The following is a 23,116-nucleotide window of genomic DNA, read 5'->3' as shown; positions in this document are numbered from 1 at the left end:
CGCAGGGGCACGGCACCCAGTCAATCGCCCGCGGCGCTGCCGGCGTCCTTCGCCGTCGCGTCCGGCGCGTCGAGCACCGCCTTCAGGTTCATGAACTCGTGCAGTCCCCAGGGGCCGAGCTCGCGGCCGTGGCCGGAGCGCTTGACGCCGCCGAACGGCGCCTCCGGCACCGATGCGAGCATCTGGTTGACGGCGGTCATCCCCGCCTCGATGTCGCGCGCGAAGCGTTCGCGCTCGGCCGGATCGGTCGTCCAGACGCTGGAGCCGAGCCCGAACGGCACGTCGTTGGCGATGCGGATCGCCGTGTCGAGGTCGTCGGCGCGGAACACCATCGCCACCGGGCCGAACAGCTCCTCCTGCGCCACCGGATCGTCGAGCGGCACGTCGACCAGCACGCCCGGAGTCATCCAGGCGCCCGGCCGATCGATCTTCTCCGCACCGAACAGCAGCCGTGCGCCCTTCTCCTGCGCGGTCGCGACCTGATCGAGCACGGTGTCGCGCTGGTCCTCGCTGGAGAGCGGCCCCATCACCGTGTCGTCCGCCATCGGATCGGCGACCTTGGCTGCCTTCATCCCCGCGACGAACTTGTCGAGGAACGCGTCATACACGTCGGTGTGGACGATCATCCGCTTGCCGCAGATGCACGACTGGCCGGCGTTCTGGATGCGCGCGGTCACCGCCGCCTTGGCCGCCGCGTCCAGGTCGGCCGACGGCATGACGATGAACGGGTCCGACCCGCCGAGTTCGAGCACGACCTTCTTGAGCGCGCGCCCCGCCGCCTCGGCGACCTTGATCCCGGCACCCTCGCTGCCGGTCAGCGTCACGGCGACGATGCGCGCGTCGTCGATCAGCGGCGCGACCCGGCTCGATGGGATCGCGAGGTTGGCGAATACCCCCTCGGGCGCGCCCGCCGCCGTCACCATCTCCTCGATCGCCTGCGCGCAGCCCTGGGTGAGCGAGGCGTGCTTGAGGAGCCCGACGTTGCCCGCCAGGATGCACGGCGCGAGGAAGCGGACCACCTGCCAATAGGGGAAGTTCCACGGCATGATCGCCAGCACGACGCCGGTCGGCAGCCAGCGCGCGGTGCCCGAGCCCTTCGCCATCGGCACCTCGACCGGATCGAGGAACTTCGCGCCATGCTCGGCATAGTAGCGGAAGCCCGCGACGCATTTCTCGACCTCGGCCACCGCGGACTTGAGCGTCTTGCCCATCTCGCGGGTCGCGATCTCGGCGAGCCGCTGCTTGTCGGCCTCGAACCGGTCGGCGATGGCGGAGAGCAGCGCGGTGCGCGTCGCCAGGTCGGTCGTGCGCCATTGCCGGAAAGCGGCGTGGGCGGCGGCGACCTTCTTCTCCACCTCGGCGTCGGTCAGCTCGGGATAGGTGGCGACGGTCTCGCCGGTCGCGGGGTTGATGCTGGTGAACATGCGGGACTTCCCAGAGGTTTCGCTTTGCCGGTCCAACGCGGGAGGCGCGCGATCGGTCCGGCGGTTGCGCGCCAGCCGCACCTGCCGCATAGCTCGCGCATGGCAGAAGAACAGGATGTCGCCGCGCTCAGCTTCGAGCAGGCGCTCAAGGAGCTGGAGCAGATCGTCGGTCGCCTGGAGACGGGCGACGAGGAGCTCGACAAGGCGATCCAGCTTTACGAGCGGGGCGACAAGCTGCGTCAGCATTGCGCCGCCCGGCTCGACGCGGCGCAGGAGCGGATCGAGGCGATCCGCCTCGGCGCCGACGGCCGCCCGACCGGCACCACGAACTTTGCCGCAGGCTGACGTGACGCGCGTGGAAACGTCGCTGCCGCTCCACGCCGCCCTGCGCGAGGTGGGCGAGGAGATCGACCGCCAGTTCGACTGGCTGCTGCCCGTCCCCGACGACGCGCGTGCGCCGCTCTATCAGGCGATGCGCCATGCCGCGATCGGCGGCGGCAAGCGGCTGCGGCCGCTGCTGGTGTTCGCCACCGCACAGCTGTTCGCGGTCGACCGCAGCGCCGCGGCACGCGTCGCCACCGCGCTCGAATGCATCCACGTCTACAGCCTGATCCACGACGACCTGCCGGCGATGGACGACGACGACCTGCGTCGCGGCAAGCCGACGGTGCACAAGGCGTTCGACGAGGCGACCGCGATCCTGGCGGGCGATTCGCTCCACGCGCTCGCGTTCGAACTGCTCGCCGATCCCGACACCCACCCCGATCCGCACGTCCGCGTCGAGCTGATCGCGGACCTCGCCCGCGCCGCCGGCCCGGCTGGCATGGCGGGCGGCCAGGCGATGGACCTGGAGGCGGAGGGCACCCGCTTCGATCTCGCCACCGTCACCCGGCTCCAGGCGCTCAAGACCGGCGCGCTGATCGCCTGCGCGGTGGAAGCCGGCGCGATCCTCGGGCGGCTGCCGGTGGAGGGCCGCACCGGCTTGCGCGGCTACGCCCACGACCTGGGCCTCGCCTTCCAGATCGCCGACGATCTGCTCGACGTTGAGGGCGACGAAGCGGCGGTCGGCAAGGCGCTGCGCAAGGACGGCGACGCCGGCAAGGAGACCTTCGTCTCGCTGCTCGGCCAGGAGCGCGCGCGCGAACAGGCGCGGATGCTGATCGACCAGGCGGTGGCGCATCTCCACGGCTTCGGGCCAGAGGCCGACCTGCTGCGCGATATCGCCCGCTACGTGCTGGAGCGCGACCGGTGAGCATGCGTATCGGCGTCTATCCCGGCACCTTCGATCCCGTCACGCGCGGGCACATGGACATCATCCGCCGCGGCGCCAAGCTGGTCGACCGGCTGGTGATCGGCGTCACCACCAATCCGTCCAAGTCGCCGATGTTCTCGCTTCCCGAGCGCCTGGCGATGGTCGAGCGCGAGGTCGCCGAGATCGGCGGCGACATCGCGGTGGTGAGCTTCGATTCGCTGCTGATGGACTTCGCCGAGCGCGAGCGCGCCAGCGTGATCGTCCGCGGCCTGCGCGCCGTCGCGGACTTCGAATACGAATATCAGATGGCCGGCATGAACCAGCAGATCAATCCGCGGGTCGAGACGGTGTTCCTGATGGCCGACGTCTCGCTCCAGCCGATCGCCAGCCGGCTGGTCAAGGAAATCGCGCTCTACGGCGGCGACATCGCCAAATTCGTCAGCCCCGCGGTGCGCAACGATGTCGTCGCCCGCGTGGAGCGCATCGGTCGCAAGGGCAGCGCCTGAGCCGACGTTTGCGACCCCGCCACTCCCCCGTTCATCCCGAGTAGCCGTCGAGTAGCACCGTAAGGCGCGTATCGAGACGGCGTATCGAGGGAGGGTTGGCGCGCGAAACCGTACCTCGATACGAGCCCTCGACCCACGCCTCCGGCGCTGCTCGGCCTCTACTCGGCACGAACGGGTGGCGGGATATGCATAGGTGCTAGCATCACCTCCCCCGGGCCCGCTACGCAGGCACGGATGGCACATGATCACGCGCACCACGGCCACGCCGGCCACAGCCACGCGCCGGCCGACTTCGGCCGCGCCTTTGCGATCGGCACGGCGGCGAATCTGCTGTTCGTGGGCATCGAAGGCGGCGCCGGGCTGCTGACCAACTCGGTCGCGCTGCTCGCCGATGCGGGACACAATCTCTCCGACGTGCTGGGGCTGCTGATCGCCTGGGGCGGCGCGGAACTGGCCAAGCGGCCGACCTCGAAGCGCTTCACCTATGGCCTGCGCGGCTCGTCGATCCTCGCGGCGCTGTTCAACGCGCTGGTGCTGCTGGTGGCGGTCGGCGCGATCGCGCTGGAGGCGTTCCGCCGCCTGTCCGATCCGCAGCCGATCGCGGGCGGGCCGGTGATGCTGGTCGCCGGCATCGGCATCGTCGTCAATCTGGGAACCGCGCTGCTGTTCGCCCGCGGGCGCAAGGGCGACGTCAACGTGCGCGGCGCCTTCCTCCACATGGCCGCCGACGCCGCGGTTTCGGCCGGCGTGGTGATCGCCGGCGCGCTCTATCTGTGGAGCGGCGCGCCGTGGATCGACCCGGCCGTCAGCCTGCTGGTGGTGGCGGTGATCCTGTGGAGCACCTGGGGATTGCTGCGCGAATCGACGGTGCTGGCGCTCCAGGCGGTGCCGCCGGGGATCGATCCGGACAAGGTCGCGGCAATGCTGGAGGATCTGCCCGGCGTCGCGCGACTGCACGACCTCCACATCTGGCCGATGAGCACCACCGAGACCGCGCTCACCGCGCATCTGGTGATGCCGGACGGCCATCCGGGCGACGCTTTCCTGGCGAACGCCCAGCAGCGGCTGACCCACGACTTCGGCATCGGCCACGCCACGCTGCAGATCGAGCTGTCCGGAGCCGCCGACTGCGGCATGGGCGAGCGGACGGTGTAAGGGGGACGTAACGCCGCCCCCCCCCTTGCTCGTCATGCTGACGGAAGTCAGCATCCAGACACGCTCCGCTTGCGCTCCCTGCCGGTAGGGCAATGGACCCTGACTTCCGTCAGGATGACGGTGCGAAGGGGAACACCCCCTCGCCCTACTCCCCGCCGACGCGCTCGATGTCGGCGCCGACCGCCTGAAGCTTCTCTTCCAGCCGCTCGTAGCCGCGATCGAGGTGATAGATGCGGCTGACCGAGGTCTCGCCCTCGGCGGCGAGGCCGGCGATGATCAGGCTCATCGACGCGCGCAGGTCGGTCGCCATCACCGGCGCGCCCACCAGCTTGTCGACGCCGCGCACCACCGCGACGCGGCCGCGCACCTGGATGTCGGCGCCCATCCGCGCCAGCTCGGGCACGTGCATGTAGCGGTTCTCGAAGATCGTCTCAGTCAGCACGCTGGCACCGTCCGCCTTCGTCAGCATCGCCATGAACTGCGCCTGCATGTCGGTTGCGAAGCCCGGGAAGGGCGCGGTCGAGAGCGTCAGCGGGCCGATCGGCCCGGTTGCCTCAACGAACAGCGCGTTGCGGCGCTCCTCGACGGTCACCCCCGCCTCGACCAGCGCGTCGATCGTCGCGCGCATGTCGTCGGCGGCGATCCCCGCCAGCTCGACCGCGCCACCGGTGATCGCCGCGGCGCAGGCATAGCTTCCTGCCTCGATGCGGTCGGGCATTACCGAATAGGTGGCGCCGTGCAGGCGATCGACGCCTTCGATCTCCAGTCGCTCGGTGCCGATGCCGTCGATGTGCGCGCCCATCGCCACCAGGCAGCGGCACAGGTCGACGATCTCGGGCTCGCGCGCGGCATTCTCGATCACCGACGGGCCGGAGGCGAGCACCGCCGCCATCAGCGCGTTCTCGGTCGCGCCGACCGACACGATCGGGAAGGTCACGCGGCCGCCGGCCAGGCGCCCGTTGGGCGCGCTCGCCTTCACATAGCCCGCCGCCAGTTCGATCTCCGCACCCAGCGCCTCGAGCGCCTTCAAGTGCAGGTCGATCGGGCGATTGCCGATCGCGCAGCCGCCCGGCAGCGACACCGTCGCCTCGCCCGCGCGGGCGACCAGCGGGCCGAGTACGAGGATCGACGCGCGCATCTTGCGGACGATGTCATAGGGCGCGACGGTCGAGGTCAGCCGCTGGCCGCGCATCGTCATCACCCGGCCGAAGTCGCTGGGATGCGCGCCTTCGATGGTGGTCGAGACGCCGAACTGGTTCAGCAGGTGACCGAAGCTGTCAACGTCGGCGAGCCGCGGCAGGTTGCGCAGCGTCAGCGGCTCCTCGGTCAGCAGCGCGCAAGGGAGCAGGGTCAGCGCGGCGTTCTTCGCGCCCGAGATGGCGATGCGGCCCTTGAGGCGATTGCCGCCGCGGATGAGGATACGGTCCATGCCGCGGCTTTAGCTAGTTGCAGCGCCTGCGCAAGCGGGCCGATTGTGGCTCCACCCGTGTTCCCGCGGAAGCGGGAACCCAGGGCCAAGCAGAACAACCGGGCGCGGTGCTCGGGACCCTGGGCTCCTGCCTGAGCAGGAGCAAGAGAGGTCAGCGCGCGATCACGCCTTTTCGAGCGTGCACTGCAGCGGGTGCTGGTTCTGGCGGGCGAAGTCCATCACCTGCCCGACCTTCGTCTCGGCGACTTCGTAGCTGAACGTGCCGCACACCCCGACGCCCTTCTGGTGGACATGGAGCATGACCCGCGTCGCCTCCTCCATGTTCATGCGGAAGAAGCGCTGAAGCACCAGCACGACGAACTCCATCGGAGTGTAGTCGTCGTTGAGCATCAGCACGCGATAGGGCGTCGGCTTCTTGGTGCGCGTGCGGGTCCGGGTGGCGACGCCCGACTGTGAGCCGGAATCGTCGTCGTGCTCGCCGCCCTCTGCGAGGCGGGGACGGAGGGGGAAAGCATCGATCATCACGAATGCCAAATATGGCATCGCCGGGTGCGAGGGCAAGGCCGGGGACGGCGTTGCGACGCTTTTCCCGCCCTCGCCGCCTGTCGTTCGACGCAGCCGGAGGCGTCCGAAACGAGAAAGGGCGCCCGCACCCGCGGACGCCCTTCTTCTACCCTTCCCGCTCCGGCGAGCGGGTGGCGTGCCCGGTTCAGGCGGCGACGGCCTTCAGCTTGTCGGTCGCGATCGCGACGCGGTTCGACAGCGGCTGCGCGGCGTCGTTCGCCAGCTTGAGGAACGCCTCGGTGTTCTTCGAGGTCTCGGCGACCAGCGAATCGAACGAGTTGCGGAAGAAGTCCGACTGCAGCTTGAAGAACTCGGTCGGCGACTTCACCGCGGCGAGCGTCTTCATCGTCGCGGTGGCGTTCTCGAAGTTGCGGCGGCCGAAGTCGGCGGCGTCCTGGCCCATCGACTCGAAGCCCTTGGCGGCGATGCGGCCGGCCTCGACCAGCGCCTCGACGTTCCCCTTGGCGAGGTCGGTCAGTTCCTCGACCGTCTTGCTGCTCTTCTCGACGGCAGCCTTGGTGCGGGCGTTCATGTCGCCGAACAGGTTCTGCGCGGTCGCCGCGGCATCGTTGGAGACGGTTGCGGTGGCATCGTTGGTGTGGATCATGGTGGGTTCCTCTGGCGCGGGAGCGGCCGGTGCGGCGGCCCCGCTGGTTTCCCCGACGGTCGCGCGGGCGGTCTCTACGATCGCCTCCGCGGTGTCGGCTGTCTGGTCGACGACGGTTTCCAACTGCGCTTCCACCGGCGCCACGAGCCGTTCGACAGGCTCCGCGGCGGGCGCCGCGAAGGGAACCTGGACGGGCTTCTTTTCGGCCACGGCGGCAACAGACGGCGGGGACACGACCGGCTTCGTACGACGGACCGGAGCCTTGCGAGCGCTGGGCTTCGCAGCCGGTGCTTTGGGTTCCTTGCCTGCCATGTGAACGGCCTCCTACGGGATGCTGCTGCGGCGCAACAAATACGCGACTTCGATCCGCAACGCAAATGTAATTGTGCGGTGCAGCATAGGTGTTGGTTAGCCCTAAGCCTTCATCGTTTCAGGACATATTCGCCGGGTGCCGCGCCCAGCGCCGGCAGATCGCCCTCGCCGGGAACCCACGCGCCGGCCGCTGCCACCTCGCGGCCGTCTATGCTGCGCAGCCATTCGACCCAGTCCGGCCACCAGCTGCCCTTCACTTCGCGCGCGCCCGCCACGAAGTCGGCGAGCGTCGCCACGCCCGGCGCTTCGTTGAGCCAATATTGGTATTTGCCCGCCGAAGGCGGGTTCACCACCCCGGCGATGTGGCCGGAGCCCGCCAGCACGAAGCGCAGCGGGCCGGCGAAATGATGGGTGATCCGCCACACGCTCTCGGCCGGCGCGATATGATCCTCGCGCCCCGCCTGGATATAGGCGGGGGTCTTCACCACCGACAGGTCGAGCGGCGTGTCGTCGATGGTGATCGATCCGGGCTGGACCAGCCGGTTGTCGCGGTAGAGGTCGGTCAGGTAGCTCAGGTGCCATGCCGCCGGCAGGTTGGTGACGTCGGCATTCCAGTGCAGCAGGTCGAACGGCGGCGCGTCCTCGCCCAGCAGATAGTTGGCGGTGACGTAGTTCCAGATCAGTTCGCGCCCGCGCAGCAGGTTGAACGTCGCAGCCATGAACCGCCCGTCGAGGAACCCCTCGGCCGATACCGAGCGGATCAGCTCCAGCTGGTCGTCGTCGACGAACAGCGACAGCTCGCCCGCCTGCGAGAAGTCGACCTGCGCGGTGAAGAAGGTCGCGCTCGCCACCTTCTCCGCCTCGCCCCGCGCGGCGAGCAGCGCCAGCGTCGCCGCGAGCGTGGTGCCCGCCACGCAATAGCCGACCGCGTGCACCGCCGGCACGTCGAGCAGGGCACGCACGGTGTCGATCGCATCGATCTGCCCGCGCAGAACGTAATCGTCCCAGCGCACGTCCTTCATGCTCGCGTCGGCCGAGCGCCACGAGACGACGAACACCGACAGCCCCTGCTCCACGGCCCAGCGAATCAGGCTTTTCTCCGCGGTCAGATCGAGGATGTAGAAGCGGTTGATCCACGGCGGAAAGATCAGCAGCGGCGTGGCGAGCAGCTTCTCCGTCGTCGGTTCGTAGTGGATCAGTTCGTAGAGTTCGGTGCGCTTGATGACCTTGCCGGGGGTGGTGGCGATGTTGCGCCCGATCTCGAACGCGCTGGTGTCGCTGTGCGTCATCTGCCCGCGCGACAGGTCGGCGAGCAGGTTCTGCATACCCTTCAGCAGGTTCTCGCCGCGGGTTTCGACGATGCGCTCGATCACCAGCGGGTTCGTGACGGGGAAGTTGGTCGGGCTCATCGCATCGACGAAGCCGCGCGCCAGGAAGCGCAGCCGTTCCTTCTGGCGCTCGTCCACCCCCTCAATCGTCTCGACGCCCTTCATCAGATGGTCGGCGGCAAGGAAGTAGCTTTGGCGGATGAAGTCGAACAGCGGCTGTTCGTGCCACTGCGGCGCCTTGAACCGGCGGTCGCGCGCCTGCGCCTCGGGCTCGACATAGGGTTCGGCGTGCGCGGGATCTAGGAAGCGCTGCCAAAGCTTGAGCGTGTCGCTCCAGAACTCGGTGCCGGCCTGGGCGATCGCGACCGGGTCGGCCCAGCCGGGCAGCGGCGCGGCCGGCGTGTCCGTGGCCGCCGGGGTGGCGGGCATCGCGAAGCCGTGCTCCATCAGCATCTGCTGCGCGCGGCCGAACACCGCGGTCCAGTGCTGGAGATCGGCCAGCGAGGGGATCGCCGGCGTTTCCGGGGGCTTGGGGGCGGCGTCGTCGGCCATGGCTCTTTCTCCGGTTGGTCCCCGGCTATAGCGCGATCCGCCGCCGCCGTCAGTTCGCGGTCGCGATGATTTTCTTGCGACGGATGCCGCCTGGGCGCGAACTTTGTTTCCCGTGTGCCTGCGAAATCGCGTAGAAGAACGCTCCATCCAGCAACGAGGGACCGATGTCCGAGGAATTCTACCGCATCAAGCGCCTGCCGCCCTATGTCATCGCCGAAGTGAACGCGATGCGAGCGGCGGCGCGCGCGGGCGGTGAGGACATCATCGACCTGGGCATGGGCAACCCCGACCTGCCGCCGCCGCCGCACGTCATCGACAAGCTGTGCGAAGTCGCGCGCAAGCCCGACGCCCACGGCTATTCGGCGTCCAAGGGCATTCCCGGGCTGCGCCGCGCGCAGGCGAATTACTACGGCCGCCGCTTCGGCGTCGACATCGACCCCGACACCGAAGTCGTGGTGACGATGGGGTCGAAGGAGGGGCTCGCCAGCCTCGCCACCGCGATCACCGCGCCGGGCGACGTGGTGCTCGCCCCCAACCCCAGCTATCCGATCCACACCTTCGGCTTCATCATCGCCGGCGCGACGATCCGCGCGGTGCCGACCACGCCGGACGAGGCCTATTTCGAGAGCCTCGAGCGGGCGATGAACTTCACCGTTCCGCGCCCGAGCATCCTGGTGGTCAACTATCCGTCCAACCCGACGGCGGAGGCGGTCGACCTCGCCTTCTACGAGCGGCTGGTCGCCTGGGCGAAGGAGAACCAGGTCTGGATCCTCTCCGACCTCGCCTATTCGGAGCTCTATTTCGACGGCAAGCCGACGCCCTCGATCCTGCAGGTGAAGGGCGCCAAGGATGTCGCGATCGAGTTCACCTCGCTGTCGAAGACCTATTCGATGGCGGGCTGGCGGATCGGCTTCGCGGTCGGCAACAAGCAGCTGATCGCGGCGATGACGCGGGTGAAGTCCTACCTCGATTATGGAGCGTTCACCCCGATCCAGGCGGCGGCCTGTGCGGCACTCAACGGGCCGCAGGACATCGTCGAGACCAACCGCCAGCTGTATCACAAGCGTCGCGACGTGATGGTGGAGAGCTTCGCGCGTGCCGGCTGGGACATCCCCTCCCCGCCTGCGTCAATGTTCGCCTGGGCGCCGCTGCCGCCGGCGCTGGCGCATCTCGGCAGCCTGGAGTTCTCCAAGCAGTTGCTCACCCACGCCAAGGTCGCGGTGGCACCGGGCGTCGGCTACGGCGAGAACGGCGAAGGCTATGTTCGCATCGCGATGGTGGAGAACGAGCAGCGGCTGCGCCAGGCGGCGCGCAACGTGAAGCGCTATCTCCAGTCGATGGGCGTCAACACCCCCGGCCGGGTCGCCTGAAGCGGGCGGCGCTGGCCGCGCGCGGGTACCGCGCCGGTCAGCGCCGCCCGGTCGTGAAACTGTAGGTCAACGCGATGCCGGCCGAGAGCTGATTGCGGTCGCCGAAGCTGCGCACGATCGGCGACCGCGCGGCGTCGCCGGTCAGCCGATCGTACTTGGCATAGCCGAACATGCCCCAGCGCGGGGAGAACTGGCGCAGGAGGCCGACGGTGCCGCCCACCGCCTGCACGCCGCCGTCGACATCGTACACCGGCAGCCCCGATCGCGCCGCGCCGTCGGGCGTCACCCCGAAATAGGCGCGATGATAGCGGCGGTTGGCCAGCGTCACCCGCGGGCCGGCCGAGAACAGCCAGCGATCGGCATCGCGCAGCAGATAGTCGGCACCCAGGTTGGCAACGAGGCCCTCGTGCCCGCCGATTCCCTGGCGAAGCTCGGCGCGCAGCCGCAGCGGCTCGATCGGCTGCACCTGGACGAAGCCGCCCAGCTCGACGGTGCGCCCGACCCGTCCCACACCGCCGGCGTCCCGGCTTCGACGCCGCCCTTCGAAGCCGACCGCGGGGCCGAACGAGAAGCGATCGTCCCGCAGCAGCGGAAAGCCCGCGCTCTCGTCGGGTGCCTCGAACGCGAACGGCGCATCGCCGCGCACCCGATCGATGTCGATCAGCGGCCGAACGCTCGTCCGGTCCGCGCCCGGGTAGCTCGGCACCAGCTGCGGCCCCAGTCCGATCCGCCATCGCCGCGTATCGTCGCCCTCCTGCGCGAAGGCGGGGAGCGCCGCCGTGACGGCGGTGGCGAGCAGCAGGCCGCGTGCGATCATGCGGCCGGCATAGCATGCGGACGGGCAACCCGCGCATGCTTTCGGCAAGCCGCCGCCGACACCGGTGATGCTGCGCCGCATCACCCTCCTTCTCCGTGACCATATCCCTATGCCGCGCAGGAGAATTTCGTTGCAAAGCAGCGGCTCGCCGCCCCAAATACCCGACGTGCTGCGACAATATGAACTGGTGGAGCGGGTCAAAGGCTACGACCCGGAGGCCGACGAGGCGTTGCTGAACCGCGCCTATGTCTTTTCGATGCATGCCCACGGCAGCCAGAAGCGGGCGTCGGGCGATCCCTATTTCAGCCACCCGATCGAGGTGGCCGGCATCCTCACCGACCTCCACCTCGACGACGAGACGATCGCCACCGCGATCCTCCACGACACGATCGAAGACACCGTCGCCACCCCGGAGGAGATCGAGGCCAAGTTCGGCACCTCGGTGGCGCGCATGGTCGACGGCGTCACCAAGCTGTCGAAGATCGAGGCGCAGACCGAGAACCAGCGCGCCGCGGAGAACCTGCGCAAGTTCCTGCTGGCGATGTCCGACGACATCCGCGTCCTGCTGGTCAAGCTCGCCGACCGGCTGCACAACATGCGCACGCTGCACCACATCGCCAAGCCGGACAAGCGGCGGCGGATCGCGCGCGAGACGATGGATATCTATGCCCCGCTCGCCGAGCGGATCGGCATGTACGAATTCATGAACGAGATGCAGACGCTCGCCTTCCAGCAGATCGAGCCGGAAGCCTACGAGTCGATCATGCTGCGGCTGGAACAGCTTCAAACCGGCGGCAGCGAGCGAATCGAGAGCATCGCCACCGGGCTCAAGCAGCTGCTGGAGCGCAGCGGCATCGAGGCGGAGGTCTCGGGCCGCGAGAAGCACCCCTATTCGATCTGGCGCAAGATGTCGGAGCGCCACGTCAGCATGGAGCAGCTGACCGACATCATGGCGTTCCGCGCGATCGTGGAGACCGAGGAGGAATGCTACCGCGCGCTCGGCGTTCTCCACCGCCGCTGGCCGATGGTGCCGGGGCGGTTCAAGGACTATATCTCGACCCCCAAGCGCAACGGCTATCGATCGCTGCACACCAGCGTGATCCACGCCGAGAACATGCGCATCGAGATCCAGATCCGCACCCGAGAGATGCACGCCCAGGCCGAGTTCGGCCTGGCGGCGCACTGGGCCTACAAGCAGAATGCGGTGCGGCCCGACACCCAGGTCACCTGGATCCGCGACTTGGTCGAGATCCTGGACAATGCCGAGAGCCCCGAGGAGCTGCTCGAGCATACGCGGATGGCGATGTACCAGGATCGCATCTTCGCCTTCACCCCCAAGGGCGAGCTGTACCAGCTTCCCAAGGGCGCAACGCCGATCGACTTCGCCTATGCCGTGCATACCGATCTGGGCGACCAGGCGGTAGGTGCCAAGGTGAACGGGCGGGTGGTGCCGCTGCGCACGTCGCTGCGCAATGGCGACCAGGTCCAGATCCTCCGTTCGAAGGCGCAGGCGCCGCAGCCGAACTGGCTCAACTTCGCCGCCACCGGCAAGGCACAGGCCGCGATCCGCCGTCACCTTCGCCACAAGGAGCGCGAGGAGACGCTGGCGCTGGGCGCCAAGCTTTACGACGACATCGTCGCCCGGCTGCCGGTGGCGCTGAGCGAGGACGCGATCGACGACGCCCTCAAGCGGCTCGGCCTGTCCGACGAGAACGCGCTGCGCGATGCGATCGCCAAGGGCAAGCTCGACGACGAGGCGGTGATCGAAGCGCTGATGCCCGGCACCGCGGCGGGCGCCCGCGCCAAGCAGCTGCTCGGCCAGCGCGCGCCGATCGTGATCGACGGGCTGACGCCGGGCGTCGCCTTCGACCTGGCCGACGACTGCCGCCCGGTGCCGGGCGACCGCATCGTCGGGCTGCGCACGCCCGCCGGCGGCATCGAGGTGCATGCGATCAGCTGCCCCGCGCTCGCCGATCAGGACGATGCCGACTGGATCGACGTGGCCTGGGGCGACGGCGCCGAGGCGGGCACCGCCCGCATCGCCGTCACGCTCAAGAACGAGCCCGGCGCGCTCGGCGCGATCGCGAGCATCATCGGCACGCACAAGGCCAACATCCTCGGGCTGCGGCTCGACAACCGCGACACCACCTTCCACACCAACACCATCGACCTGGAGGTGCGCGACGCCGCGCATCTGATGCGGCTGCTCGCCGCCTTGCGTGCGGCGGACGTGGTAAATGCGGCGGAGCGCGTGGACGCATACACCCAAAGCAATTGACACGCCTGTCAGCAGGGCGCACGCACGCCCCATGCACCAGCACCCGCTCGCCGTGGCACCCGCCGACATCGACCACATGGGCCATGTGAACAACGCGGTGTACCTGTCGTGGGTGCAGGAAGCGGTGGTCGCCTATTGGGAGAAGGTCGCGCCGGCCGAAGCGGTCGCGCGGCACCTGTGGGTCGCGCTCAAGCACGAGATCACCTACCGCCGCCCCGCCTTCCTGGACGATCCGATCATCGCGACGGTCGTCGCCGAGCGGGTCGAGGGCGCGCGTGCGTTCTTCTCGACGCTGATCAAGCGCGGCGAGGAAGTGCTCGTCGAGGTGCAGAGCACCTGGTGCTCGCTCGATTCCGACACGCGCCGCCCCGCGCGGCTGGCGCGCGACGTGGTGCGCCGCTTCCTTCCGGACTGAGGCCCCGCCCTCTTCGTGCTCCGGCGCAGGCGGGAGCCCAGGGTCCCGAATACTGCCCGCCGCAAGCGCAGCGGCGCTACTTCCCCGCCGCGTAGCGGATCCGCCACAGCCGGAACGGCGAGCCCTTAGGCAGCGCCACCGGCTCCAGCCATGCCGGCACCCTGCCCTTGGCGAGCTGCGAGTAGAAGCCGCCGGGCGCCCGCGAGCGGTAGAGCGTCGTCTCGGCCACGTTCGGGCAGGTCAGCAGGTAGGTAGCGCCGTAGCGCGCGGCGATCGGGCGGAACGCCGCGGCGCTGCCTTGGAAGGCGTGATGCACGTCCAGGATCGGCCGCTCGTTGCGATGATAGGGACCGGTGATGCCATCGTGATGGGTCGCGACGATCAGCCGCGGCCCCAGGTCGACGTGGGTGAACATCGTCGCCGCCGGAAACCGGTCGAGCTGCGCCAATGCCGACACGCTCATGCAGCGCGCCGTCGCCCGGTTGACCGCAAGCACCCGGGCGTTGGGCGGATCGAAGCGGAAGTACTGGATCAGCGTGGTCGCGAACAATCCGCAAAGCACCAGCACGACCACCAGCGTCGCACCCGCAACCCGGATCGCCGTGGAGCGCTGCGCGACGAACCAGGACAGGATCAGCCACGCGAGCGCGACCTCTCCCACGATCCCCAGCATCTGCGCGGCCGGTCCCGCGCGTACCTGCCACAGCAGCATCGCGCCGGCGAAGGCGGTGAACAACGCGATCGGCAGCCAGCCGGCGAACCGTTCGGCATCGCGCCGCGCCCGCCAGCAGGCGATGCCCGCGCCGATCAGCCCGAGCACCGGCACGATCGCGATCGGCACCGCCAGCCGCAGCGGATGCTTGTAGATCGGCTTGGCCTCGCGGACGTTGTTGAGCCACAGGTCGGCAAGCTCCTGCGACACGCCTTCCGGCCGCGAGAGGCACTGCGGAAAGCGCAGCGCGAAGCCGCCGGCGATCGCGGCGCCGACCGCCGCGCCGGCGGCGAGCCGCGCCACCCGGCTCTCCAGCCGCAGCCGCGATAGCGCGAACAGCGCCGCGCCGCCCGCGACAGTCACCGTCAGCCAGACCGGCGTCAGCGCGTCGCAACGCATCGCGTAGTTGGCGTCCGAGGCGAAGACCACGAAGCCCAACCCGCTGCCGCCGGCGAGCGTGGCGCCATAGAGCGCGAGCCGTCGCGCCTCCGCCCGGTCCCACACCCAGCGGAGTGCGACGAGCCCGCCCGCCATCGCGCAATAGGGCAGCAGTTCGAGCCCGATCGTCAGCGACACCGCGCTCGAAAGCCCGACGAGCGCGCCGCCGCGGCCCTTGCGCGGATCGGCCAGGCCGGCAACCGTGAGGCTCAGGCAGGCGAGCTGCCAGCCGTGATGGTCGATGCGCATCGGCATGAACATCGGCAGCGTCGCCGAGCAGCCGAACAGGAACAGGATCGCGAGCGGCCAGGCCATCGGCGCGACCAGCCGCCGCACCGTCGCCGCGAGGGCCACCAGCGCCACCCCAAGCGGCAGCAGCGGCGCGATGCCGCACGCCAGCCGCTCGGCGAGCGGCGTGCCGGTGAACGGCTTGAGGATCAGGATCAGCGCGGCGATCGGCAGATCGACCAGCCGCGACCAGTGGATGTCGAGCCCCCCGGGCGGGTTGAGCCGGTACTGGCGCAGGTCGTACCAGCCCTGCCCGGCGAGCAGCCCGCGCACCTGCATCAGCCGCATGTTGTCGTCGGTGTCGTTGAGCACCAGCCAGTGGATCTGGGCCGAACGCTGCCACAGGTAGAAGCCGAGGATCGCCGCCCAGACCAGCAGCGTGCACTGCAGCCAATGCCGGTCGAGCCTCTTCGCGAGGCCGAGGAGGATCGCTCCGTACTTCAAAACCGCTTCCCTCACCCCGGCAGGCACGATACCGCGCGCTCTGCGTCGGCTCTACTGACGACCGCACAAAGGGCAAGGGCGAGAAGGGCGTGGACATCATCCTCAGGCGAGTCGAGACGATGCGGACGAGCGGCCTGCTCGGCCAGCTGATCCGCTTCGGCATCGCCGGCGGAATCTCGACGGTCGTCTACTCGGCGATCTATCTGCCGCTCGCTTACGTTTTGCCCGACGGCTGGGCGGTGGCGGCGGTGCCCCCGGCGTTTCTGGTGGCCGTGATCTGCGGCTTCTTCCTGCACAGCGGCTGGAGCTTCCGCGGCCACGGCACCCGCGACGCAAGCGGGCGCCAGCACCTCAAATTTCTGGTGGTCCAGGGGTTCGGACTGCTGCTCAACGCGGCGTTCACCTGGGCGATCACCGGCCTGCTCGGCGGACCGAACTGGCTGCCGCTGATTCCGGTCGTCGTGGTGACGCCGATCGCTACCTTCGCCCTCAACCGCCAATGGGTCTTCGGCTGACATGGATCGCATCATCTACGACCGCATGGCCGCGCACGACTCCACCCACTGGTGGTACCGCGCCCGCCGCGACATCCTCGCCGACTATATCGGCCGCTATGCCGGGCTGCCGAAGGACGCGCGCATCCTGGAGATCGGCTGCGGCACCGGCCACAACCTGCCGATGCTCGCCGCCTTCGGACAGGTCGACGCGATCGAGATCGACGAGGCCGCGCGCGGGATCGCCAGCGACCGGCTGGGCAAGCCGGTCGGCGACGCGCCGCTTCCCGATCTGCCAGGCGTCCCCGACGCCAGCTACGATCTGATCGCGGTGCTCGACGTGGTGGAGCATATCGCCGACGACGTAGGCGCGCTCGCCGGCATGGCGCGGCGGCTGAAGCCCGGCGGCAAGATCCTGGTGACGGTGCCTGCGCACCAGTGGATGTGGAGCGCGCACGACGTCGTCAACCACCACCACCGCCGCTATTCCAAGGCGACGCTGGCGAAAGCAATCTCGGACGCCGGGCTCACCCATAACGGCCTGCGCTACTTCAATTCGCTGCTGTTCCCCGCCGCGCTCGCCGCGCGGGTGGCCGGCAAGCTGACCGGCAAAGACGACAGCGACGATTCGCCGCCGGCCAAGCCGCTCAACCTCGCCTTCGAAAAGATCTTCGCGCTCGAGCGCCATCTGGTCGGCCGCATGCCGCTGCCGCCGGGGCTGTCGCTGATCACCCTGGTGTCGCGGCCGGACTGACCGGCCGGCGGGTCACGCCGCCGGGTCGCTTACCCGCGGAGCATAGGCGACCTCGCCCGGCTCCTCGGCGCGATAGCCGAGTGCGGCACGGCCCTGCACCGGTCCCGCGACGTCCGCGACCAGATAAAGCGGCCGACGCTTCGACTCGACGTAAAGCCGGCCGAGATACTCGCCGATCATGCCGAGCACGAACATCTGCACCGCGCCCAGGAACACCACCACCAGCATGGTGGAGGTCCAGCCCTGCACCGCAGTCCCCATCGCCCAGCCGATCGCGATATAGGCCATCAGCAGCACCGAGGCGCCGGTCAGCACCAGTCCCATGTGGCTGGCGAGCCGCAGCGGCGCGGTAGAAAATCCGGTCATTGCGTCGAGCGCGAAGCGGATCATCTTGGCGAGCGGGTATTTGCTCTCGCCGGCGTGCCGCTCGGCGCGGTCGTAGAGGAACGGCACCTGGCGGAAGCCGATCCAGGCGACCATGCCGCGGATGAAGCGCGCCTGTTCGGGCAGCGACAGGAAGGCGTCGAGCGCCCGCCGGCTCATCAGCCGGAAGTCGCCGGTGTCGAGCGGGATCGGCGTGTCGGTCACCCGGTCGAGCACGCGGTAGAAGATCGCGGCGGTGATCTTCTTGAACACCGACTCGCCCTCTCGCTTGCGCCGCACGGCGTAGACGACGTCGGCGCCCTCGCGCACCATCGTCGCGCGCATCTCGGTCAGCAGTTCGGGCGGGTCCTGCAGGTCGGCGTCGAGGATCAGGATCTGCGCGCCCGCGCACAGGTCGAGCCCGGCGGTCAGCGCGAGCTGGTGGCCGTGGTTGCGCGACAGGTTGATCGCCACGACGCGCGGATCGGCGGCGGCGATGCGCTGCATCTCGGGCCAGCTCCCGTCGCGCGAGCCGTCGTTGACCAACACGATCTCGTGGTCCGGCCCTACCGCCGAATGCGCCGCGGCCGAGACGCGCGCATGGAGTGCCTCCAGGCACGCCTCTTCGTTGTAGCAGGGGATCACGATCGAGAGCGCGGGGCGGTTCATGGGGCCGCGCGATAGCCCAACTCCGCGCCGAACGGAATTGCCCGCGCGACAAAGCGTGCGGGTCGCCTTCGCGAGACCTAGCGGGGCAGCAGCCGCGGAAGTTGCGGCAGGAGTTCGCGGCCCAGGAAGCCGATCGGCCCGACGCAGGTCGCGAGCGCCCGCCCCGCCTCACCGTGCAGCCACACGCCCCAGCCGGCCGCCCGCAGCGGATCGGTGCCGCGCGACACCAGTCCGGCGATCGCGCCGGCCAGCACGTCGCCCGAGCCGCCGGTCGCCATGCCGACGCCCCCGCCCGGATAGCGCAGCAGCGTCCTGCCATCGGGCGCGGCGATCAGCGTTTCGGTACGCTTGAGCACCAGCACCGCCCCGAACCGTTGCGCGGTGCGACGCGCGGTCCCGGCGGGGTCCGCTTCGATCGCGTCCTCGTCGCAGCCGCACAGCGCCGCCATCTCGCCGAGATGCGGCGTCAGGATCAGCCGGCCCCCGAAAGTCGCGCGCAGCCGCTCGCACAGGGGCCCGGCGCAGGCGACGGCGGCGGCGTCGAGCACCAGCGCGGCGTCCGTCGGCGGATCGGCGAGGAGCCGCTCGACCAGTCGGACCGCGCCCTCGGGCGACACCATCGCCGGGCCGACCACCATCGTGTCGCAGCTGCGCGTCGCGTCGAGCAGCGGCCCGGCCTCGTCCGCCAGTTCGCCGGCCTCGTCCTCGGCGAGCGCGGTCACCCCCGCCTCGGGCATGGCGATGCCGAGCAGCGGTGCAGCCGAGGCAATCGTCGCGAGCATCAGCTTGCCCGCGCCGACGCGCAGCGCCGCCTCGCCGGTGAGCAGCAGCCCGCCCGGCACCCGCCGCGAGCCGCCGACCGCGAGCACCCGCCCGCGGCTGTTCTTGGTGGTGCCGTCGCCGTGGACCGGCAGCGGGTTCGCCGCCAGCCAGGCGCTGTCGATCGGCGTCGGCTCCGGCGCGGCCGCGCTCATCCGCGGACGCCCGTGCTCCGGTCGGGCTCGGCGGTCACCGCGACCGCGCTGTCCTCGACCGGAGCGGTCTCGTTGTAGCGGACTAGCGCCAGCCCCCCGTCGCGACCGCGCGACGGATCGAAACGATATTCGGTGACCGAGCAGTTGGCGACGTCGCCCTGACGGTCGATCTCCAGGATCTCGGCCTCGCTCATCCGCTCGATCACGTAGCGCAGGCACAGCACCACCACCTGGTGGGCGACGATCATCACCCGCCGGCCGCCATAGTGCAGCCCGACCGTGTCGAGCAGCGAGCGCAGGCGGAAGATCACGTCGCACCAGCTCTCCCCGCCGGGTGGCCGGTGATAGAATTTGCCGAGTAGCCGGCGAAACTCGGCCTGGTCGGGCTGGAGCGTGACGATCCCGCTGGTGGTCAGGCCGTCGAGGATGCCGAACTCCTTCTCGCGCAGCCGCTCGTCGGGGCAGATCGGCTCGTCCGGGTCGGCGGTGCCGCCCGAGTCGCGGAACAGCTGCGCGGTGGTCATCGCACGGACGTAGGGCGAGGCGAGCATCACCTCGGGACGGCCGTGTGCCTCACCTCGGGCGAACCAGCGGCCGAGCGCGCGTGCCTGCTCTTCGCCTCGGTCCGACAGCGGCACGTCTATGTCGCGCGCGTCCAGCGCGATTCGCGCCGCGCCGGCGGCGTGCGCGGCGTCGCGCGCGACGTTGCCCGCGCTTTCGCCGTGCCGGACGATCCACAGCCGTTCGGGCCAGACGAGGGAGGACGCGGTCGGCATGGGCAAGGCGCTCCTGAACATAGGTTGCCTCTCAAGCGGCGAACCGGCCCCAGGGTTCCGAAGCGCGTCTTTTTGCGATCCTTTCGCAGGTGCGAAGCCACCCTTTCCCCGGCCGCACCCCCTTGCTAAAGCCCGCGCGAAACTCGCATTTGCTTCGACGGCGGCGCGCCCGAGCGGGACCTTTCCCGCCTCCCCGTCCGCGCCGCGCAGATTGGGAAGGACAAGGCTCCACATGACCGCCATCGGCCAGGACACGCTCGGCACCCGTGACACGCTCACGGTCGGCAGCAAGACCTACAGCTACTACAGCCTCGCCAAGGCTGCGGCGAAGCTCGGCGACGTCAGCCGCCTGCCCTTCTCGATGAAGGTGCTGCTGGAGAACATGCTGCGCTTCGAGGACGGTACCACCGTCACCCAGGCCGATGCGCAGGCGATCGTCGACTGGCAGAAGGACGCGCGCTCCGACCGCGAGATCCAGTACCGCCCGGCGCGCGTGCTGATGCAGGACTTCACCGGCGTGCCCTGCGTGGTCGACCTCGCCGCGATGCGCGACGCGATCACCAAGCTCGGCGGCGACGCGGCCAAGATCAACCCGCAGGTCCCCGTCCACCTCGTCATCGACCACTCGGTGATGGTCGACGAGTTCGGCACGCCCAAGGCGTTCGAGCAGAACGTTGAGCTCGAGTACCAGCGCAACATGGAGCGCTACGAGTTCCTCAAGTGGGGTTCCAAGGCGCTCGACAACTTCCAGGTGGTGCCGCCGGGCACCGGCATTTGCCATCAGGTGAACCTGGAATATGTCGCCCAGGCGGTGTGGTCGTCGGAAGCGACCGACGGCGCGACGATCGCCTATCCGGACACGCTGGTCGGCACCGACAGCCACACGACGATGGTCAATGGCCTGGGCGTGCTGGGCTGGGGCGTCGGCGGCATCGAGGCGGAAGCCGCGATGCTCGGCCAGCCGGTGTCGATGCTGATCCCGGAAGTCGTCGGCTTCAAGCTGATCGGCAAGCTCAAGGAAGGCATCACCGCCACCGACCTGGTGCTCACCGTCACCCAGATGCTCCGCGCCAAGGGCGTCGTCGGCCGCTTCGTCGAGTTCTACGGCCCGGGCCTGTCGACGATGACGCTCGCCGACCGCGCGACCATCGCCAACATGGCGCCGGAATATGGCGCGACCTGCGGCTTCTTTCCGATCGACGGCAAGACGATCGACTACATGCGCCTCACCGCGCGTCCGGAAGAGACGATCCAGCTGGTCGAGGCCTATGCCAAGGCCAACGGCTTCTGGCGCGAGGATGACGCCGCCGACCCGATCTTCACCGACACGCTGGAGCTCGACATGGGCACCGTCGTGCCGAGCCTCGCCGGCCCGAAGCGCCCGCAGGACCGCGTCAGCCTGACCAAGGTGGACGAGGTGTTCAACGGCGACCTCGTCAAGCTCTACAAGAAGGAAGCGCCCGAGCGCGTCGCGGTCGAGGAGCGCGGCCATGACATCGGCGACGGCGACGTGGTGATCGCGGCGATCACCAGCTGCACCAACACCTCCAACCCGTCGGTGCTGGTCGCCGCCGGCCTCGTCGCCCGCAAGGCGCGCGCCAAGGGCCTGAAGCCCAAGCCGTGGGTCAAGACCTCGCTGGCGCCGGGTAGCCAAGTGGTCACCGACTATCTCAACAAGGCCGGCCTGACCGAGGACCTCGACGCCATCGGCTTCAACCTCGTCGGCTATGGCTGCACCACCTGCATCGGCAACTCGGGTCCGCTCGCGGCGCCGATCAGCCAGGCGATCAACGGCAACGACATCGTCGCCGCCTCGGTCCTGTCGGGCAACCGCAACTTCGAAGGCCGCGTGTCGGCCGACGTACGCGCAAACTTCCTCGCCTCGCCGCCGCTGGTGGTCGCCTATGCGCTCAAGGGCACCGTCACCGAGGATCTGATGGAGACCCCGATCGGCCAGGGCTCCGACGGACAGGACGTGTTCCTCAAGGACATCTGGCCGACCAACCAGGAAGTCGCCGACCTGATGGCCGCCAACATCGACGACGAGATGTTCCGTGCGCGCTACGGCAACGTCTATGCCGGCGACGAGCATTGGAGCGCGATCTCTGTCGAGGGGTCGGACACCTACAGCTGGCCGGCCAGCTCGACCTACATCCACAACCCGCCCTACTTCCAGGGCATGACGATGACGCCGGCACCCGTCGCCGACATCATCGAGGCGAAGCCGCTGGCGGTGCTGGGCGACTCGATCACCACCGACCACATCTCGCCGGCCGGCTCGATCAAGGCGGACAGCCCGGCGGGCACGTTCCTCCAGGAGCACCAGGTCGCGCGCAAGGACTTCAACAGCTACGGCGCGCGCCGCGGCAACGACGAAGTCATGGTTCGCGGCACCTTCGCCAACATCCGCATCAAGAACGAGATGGTGCCGGGCGTCGAAGGCGGCATGACCCAGTATGAGGGCGAGGTGATGCCGATCTACGACGCAGCGATGCGTCACAAGGCGGACGGCACCCCGCTGGTGGTCGTCGCAGGCAAGGAATACGGCACCGGATCGTCGCGCGACTGGGCGGCCAAGGGGACCAACCTGCTCGGCGTCCGCGCGGTGATCGCCGAGAGCTTCGAGCGGATCCACCGTTCGAACCTGGTCGGCATGGGCGTGCTGCCGCTGCAGTTCGCCGAGGGCGTCACCCGCCAGTCGCTCGAACTGAAGGGCGACGAGACCTTCACCGTCCAGAACGTCGCCGGGATGCGTCCCCGTCAGGACGTCGAGGTGAAGATGGTCCGCGCCGACGGCACCACCGAGACGTTCCAGACCCGCTGCCGGATCGATACCGTCAACGAGCTGGAATATTTCCTCAACGGCGGCATCCTCCACTACGTGCTGCGCAAGCTCGCCGCCTGATCGTAGGGCAGGGTTCAGGAGGGGCGTGGGAAGCAGCTTCCCGCGCCCCTTCTTTTTGCCTGTTTTTCAGGCATGTTTTTCGCGAGATAGCGGCAGCATGCCTAATCCCCCGGCAACCCTGCGGAAATTACACGCACGCCACCGTTGCAAAAACTGCATCTGTGTACGGTGAACTTCGCAATTGCGTAAAGCCGTGCTGCGGCGCACAAAGCTCGTGCCTTTCAGGCATCCTCTCCTAAACCTTCCAAGGCCGACCTTCGGGTCGGCCCTTTTTTTTGTCCGGCGTTCTG

At 69.2% G+C, this 23,116-nt stretch carries 20 protein-coding genes; 10 read left to right on the top strand and 10 right to left on the bottom strand.

The features are described 5' to 3' along the window. Positions 1 to 20 precede the first annotated feature (20 nt). Positions 21 to 1,424: an NAD-dependent succinate-semialdehyde dehydrogenase gene (locus tag ACBY01_RS08880; RefSeq protein WP_416460446.1), complete on the bottom strand. Its 1,404-nt coding sequence runs from the start codon at positions 1,422 to 1,424 to the stop codon at positions 21 to 23. A gap of 99 nt (positions 1,425 to 1,523) precedes the next feature. Here ACBY01_RS08880 and ACBY01_RS08875 point away from each other — a divergent pair, with 99 nt between their 5' ends. The 4 genes from ACBY01_RS08875 (at position 1,524) to ACBY01_RS08860 (ending at position 4,337) form a co-directional block, all read left to right on the top strand. Then, the gene (locus ACBY01_RS08875; RefSeq protein ID WP_416460445.1) at positions 1,524 to 1,769 is read left to right on the top strand and encodes an exodeoxyribonuclease VII small subunit; all 246 of its coding nucleotides are present in this window, start codon (positions 1,524 to 1,526) and stop codon (positions 1,767 to 1,769) included. A 1-nt stretch (position 1,770) separates the two neighbouring features. Next, positions 1,771 to 2,676: a polyprenyl synthetase family protein gene (locus ACBY01_RS08870; RefSeq protein WP_416460444.1), complete on the top strand. Its 906-nt coding sequence runs from the start codon at positions 1,771 to 1,773 to the stop codon at positions 2,674 to 2,676. A 2-nt stretch (positions 2,677 to 2,678) separates the two neighbouring features. Beyond that, complete coding sequence (gene coaD / locus ACBY01_RS08865) at positions 2,679 to 3,182, top strand: pantetheine-phosphate adenylyltransferase (RefSeq protein ID WP_487247711.1); 504 nt, start codon at positions 2,679 to 2,681, stop codon at positions 3,180 to 3,182. 234 nt (positions 3,183 to 3,416) lie between these two features. Beyond that, the gene (locus tag ACBY01_RS08860; protein WP_416460442.1) at positions 3,417 to 4,337 is read left to right on the top strand and encodes a cation diffusion facilitator family transporter; all 921 of its coding nucleotides are present in this window, start codon (positions 3,417 to 3,419) and stop codon (positions 4,335 to 4,337) included. Between the two features lie 145 nt (positions 4,338 to 4,482). Here the strand turns inward: ACBY01_RS08860 and murA are convergent, their stop codons facing one another. From murA to ACBY01_RS08840, 4 genes are all read right to left on the bottom strand, one after another. Continuing rightward, positions 4,483 to 5,766, bottom strand: a complete 1,284-nt coding sequence (murA, locus tag ACBY01_RS08855) for a UDP-N-acetylglucosamine 1-carboxyvinyltransferase (RefSeq protein WP_416460441.1) — start codon at positions 5,764 to 5,766, stop codon at positions 4,483 to 4,485. A 162-nt stretch (positions 5,767 to 5,928) separates the two neighbouring features. Further along, entirely contained in the window at positions 5,929 to 6,288 is a 360-nt protein-coding gene (clpS, locus tag ACBY01_RS08850; RefSeq protein WP_416460493.1) for an ATP-dependent Clp protease adapter ClpS, read from the bottom strand. A gap of 187 nt (positions 6,289 to 6,475) precedes the next feature. Continuing rightward, positions 6,476 to 7,147 (bottom strand): phasin family protein, encoded by a 672-nt coding sequence (locus tag ACBY01_RS08845; protein WP_416460440.1) that lies wholly within the window; start codon positions 7,145 to 7,147, stop codon positions 6,476 to 6,478. A gap of 212 nt (positions 7,148 to 7,359) precedes the next feature. Beyond that, positions 7,360 to 9,129: a PHA/PHB synthase family protein gene (locus ACBY01_RS08840; protein ID WP_416460439.1), complete on the bottom strand. Its 1,770-nt coding sequence runs from the start codon at positions 9,127 to 9,129 to the stop codon at positions 7,360 to 7,362. A gap of 164 nt (positions 9,130 to 9,293) precedes the next feature. Between ACBY01_RS08840 and ACBY01_RS08835 the strand changes: the two genes are divergently transcribed. Next, entirely contained in the window at positions 9,294 to 10,499 is a 1,206-nt protein-coding gene (locus ACBY01_RS08835) for an LL-diaminopimelate aminotransferase (protein WP_416460438.1), read from the top strand. Positions 10,500 to 10,536: 37 nt separating this feature from the next. On the opposite strand, the gene ACBY01_RS08830 is transcribed toward ACBY01_RS08835, so the two are convergent. Then, the gene (locus ACBY01_RS08830) at positions 10,537 to 11,316 is read right to left on the bottom strand and encodes a MipA/OmpV family protein (protein WP_416460437.1); all 780 of its coding nucleotides are present in this window, start codon (positions 11,314 to 11,316) and stop codon (positions 10,537 to 10,539) included. Between the two features lie 166 nt (positions 11,317 to 11,482). On the opposite strand from ACBY01_RS08830, the gene ACBY01_RS08825 reads away from it, so the two are divergent. Together ACBY01_RS08825 and ACBY01_RS08820 are read left to right on the top strand one after the other, a co-directional pair. Next, positions 11,483 to 13,594: a RelA/SpoT family protein gene (locus tag ACBY01_RS08825; protein ID WP_416460436.1), complete on the top strand. Its 2,112-nt coding sequence runs from the start codon at positions 11,483 to 11,485 to the stop codon at positions 13,592 to 13,594. A gap of 31 nt (positions 13,595 to 13,625) precedes the next feature. After that, entirely contained in the window at positions 13,626 to 14,009 is a 384-nt protein-coding gene (locus ACBY01_RS08820; RefSeq protein WP_416460435.1) for an acyl-CoA thioesterase, read from the top strand. A 76-nt stretch (positions 14,010 to 14,085) separates the two neighbouring features. On the opposite strand, the gene ACBY01_RS08815 is transcribed toward ACBY01_RS08820, so the two are convergent. Next, a complete protein-coding gene (locus ACBY01_RS08815; protein ID WP_416460434.1) occupies positions 14,086 to 15,891 on the bottom strand; it encodes an AcrB/AcrD/AcrF family protein in 1,806 nt (601 codons plus the stop codon). A 119-nt stretch (positions 15,892 to 16,010) separates the two neighbouring features. Between ACBY01_RS08815 and ACBY01_RS08810 the strand changes: the two genes are divergently transcribed. Further along, on the top strand, positions 16,011 to 16,406 hold the full coding sequence (locus ACBY01_RS08810; RefSeq protein ID WP_416460492.1) for a GtrA family protein: 396 nt from the start codon (positions 16,011 to 16,013) through the stop codon (positions 16,404 to 16,406). 1 nt (position 16,407) lies between these two features. After that, the gene (locus tag ACBY01_RS08805; protein ID WP_416460433.1) at positions 16,408 to 17,139 is read left to right on the top strand and encodes a class I SAM-dependent methyltransferase; all 732 of its coding nucleotides are present in this window, start codon (positions 16,408 to 16,410) and stop codon (positions 17,137 to 17,139) included. A 12-nt stretch (positions 17,140 to 17,151) separates the two neighbouring features. On the opposite strand, the gene ACBY01_RS08800 is transcribed toward ACBY01_RS08805, so the two are convergent. The 3 genes from ACBY01_RS08800 to ACBY01_RS08790 all read right to left on the bottom strand — a co-directional run bounded on the left by ACBY01_RS08800 (position 17,152) and on the right by ACBY01_RS08790 (position 19,921). Further along, positions 17,152 to 18,171, bottom strand: coding sequence for a glycosyltransferase family 2 protein (locus tag ACBY01_RS08800; RefSeq protein ID WP_416460432.1), 1,020 nt, complete (start codon positions 18,169 to 18,171; stop codon positions 17,152 to 17,154). A 77-nt stretch (positions 18,172 to 18,248) separates the two neighbouring features. Continuing rightward, positions 18,249 to 19,145: an NAD(P)H-hydrate dehydratase gene (locus tag ACBY01_RS08795; protein ID WP_416460431.1), complete on the bottom strand. Its 897-nt coding sequence runs from the start codon at positions 19,143 to 19,145 to the stop codon at positions 18,249 to 18,251. Beyond that, positions 19,142 to 19,921, bottom strand: a complete 780-nt coding sequence (locus tag ACBY01_RS08790; RefSeq protein ID WP_416460430.1) for a histidine phosphatase family protein — start codon at positions 19,919 to 19,921, stop codon at positions 19,142 to 19,144. Before ACBY01_RS08790 ends, ACBY01_RS08795 begins: the two co-directional genes overlap by 4 nt. A 232-nt stretch (positions 19,922 to 20,153) precedes the next feature. Here ACBY01_RS08790 and acnA point away from each other — a divergent pair, with 232 nt between their 5' ends. Further along, complete coding sequence (acnA, locus tag ACBY01_RS08785; RefSeq protein WP_416460429.1) at positions 20,154 to 22,826, top strand: aconitate hydratase AcnA; 2,673 nt, start codon at positions 20,154 to 20,156, stop codon at positions 22,824 to 22,826. The last annotated feature ends 290 nt before the right edge of the window (positions 22,827 to 23,116 follow it).

Origin of the sequence: Sphingomonas mangrovi (genome assembly GCF_047975845.1) — a bacterium.
Classification (GTDB): Bacteria; Pseudomonadota; Alphaproteobacteria; order Sphingomonadales; family Sphingomonadaceae; genus Sphingomonas.
The sequence above is the reverse complement of the archived record's forward strand: the minus strand, read 5'-3'. Positions and strand labels throughout refer to the sequence as shown.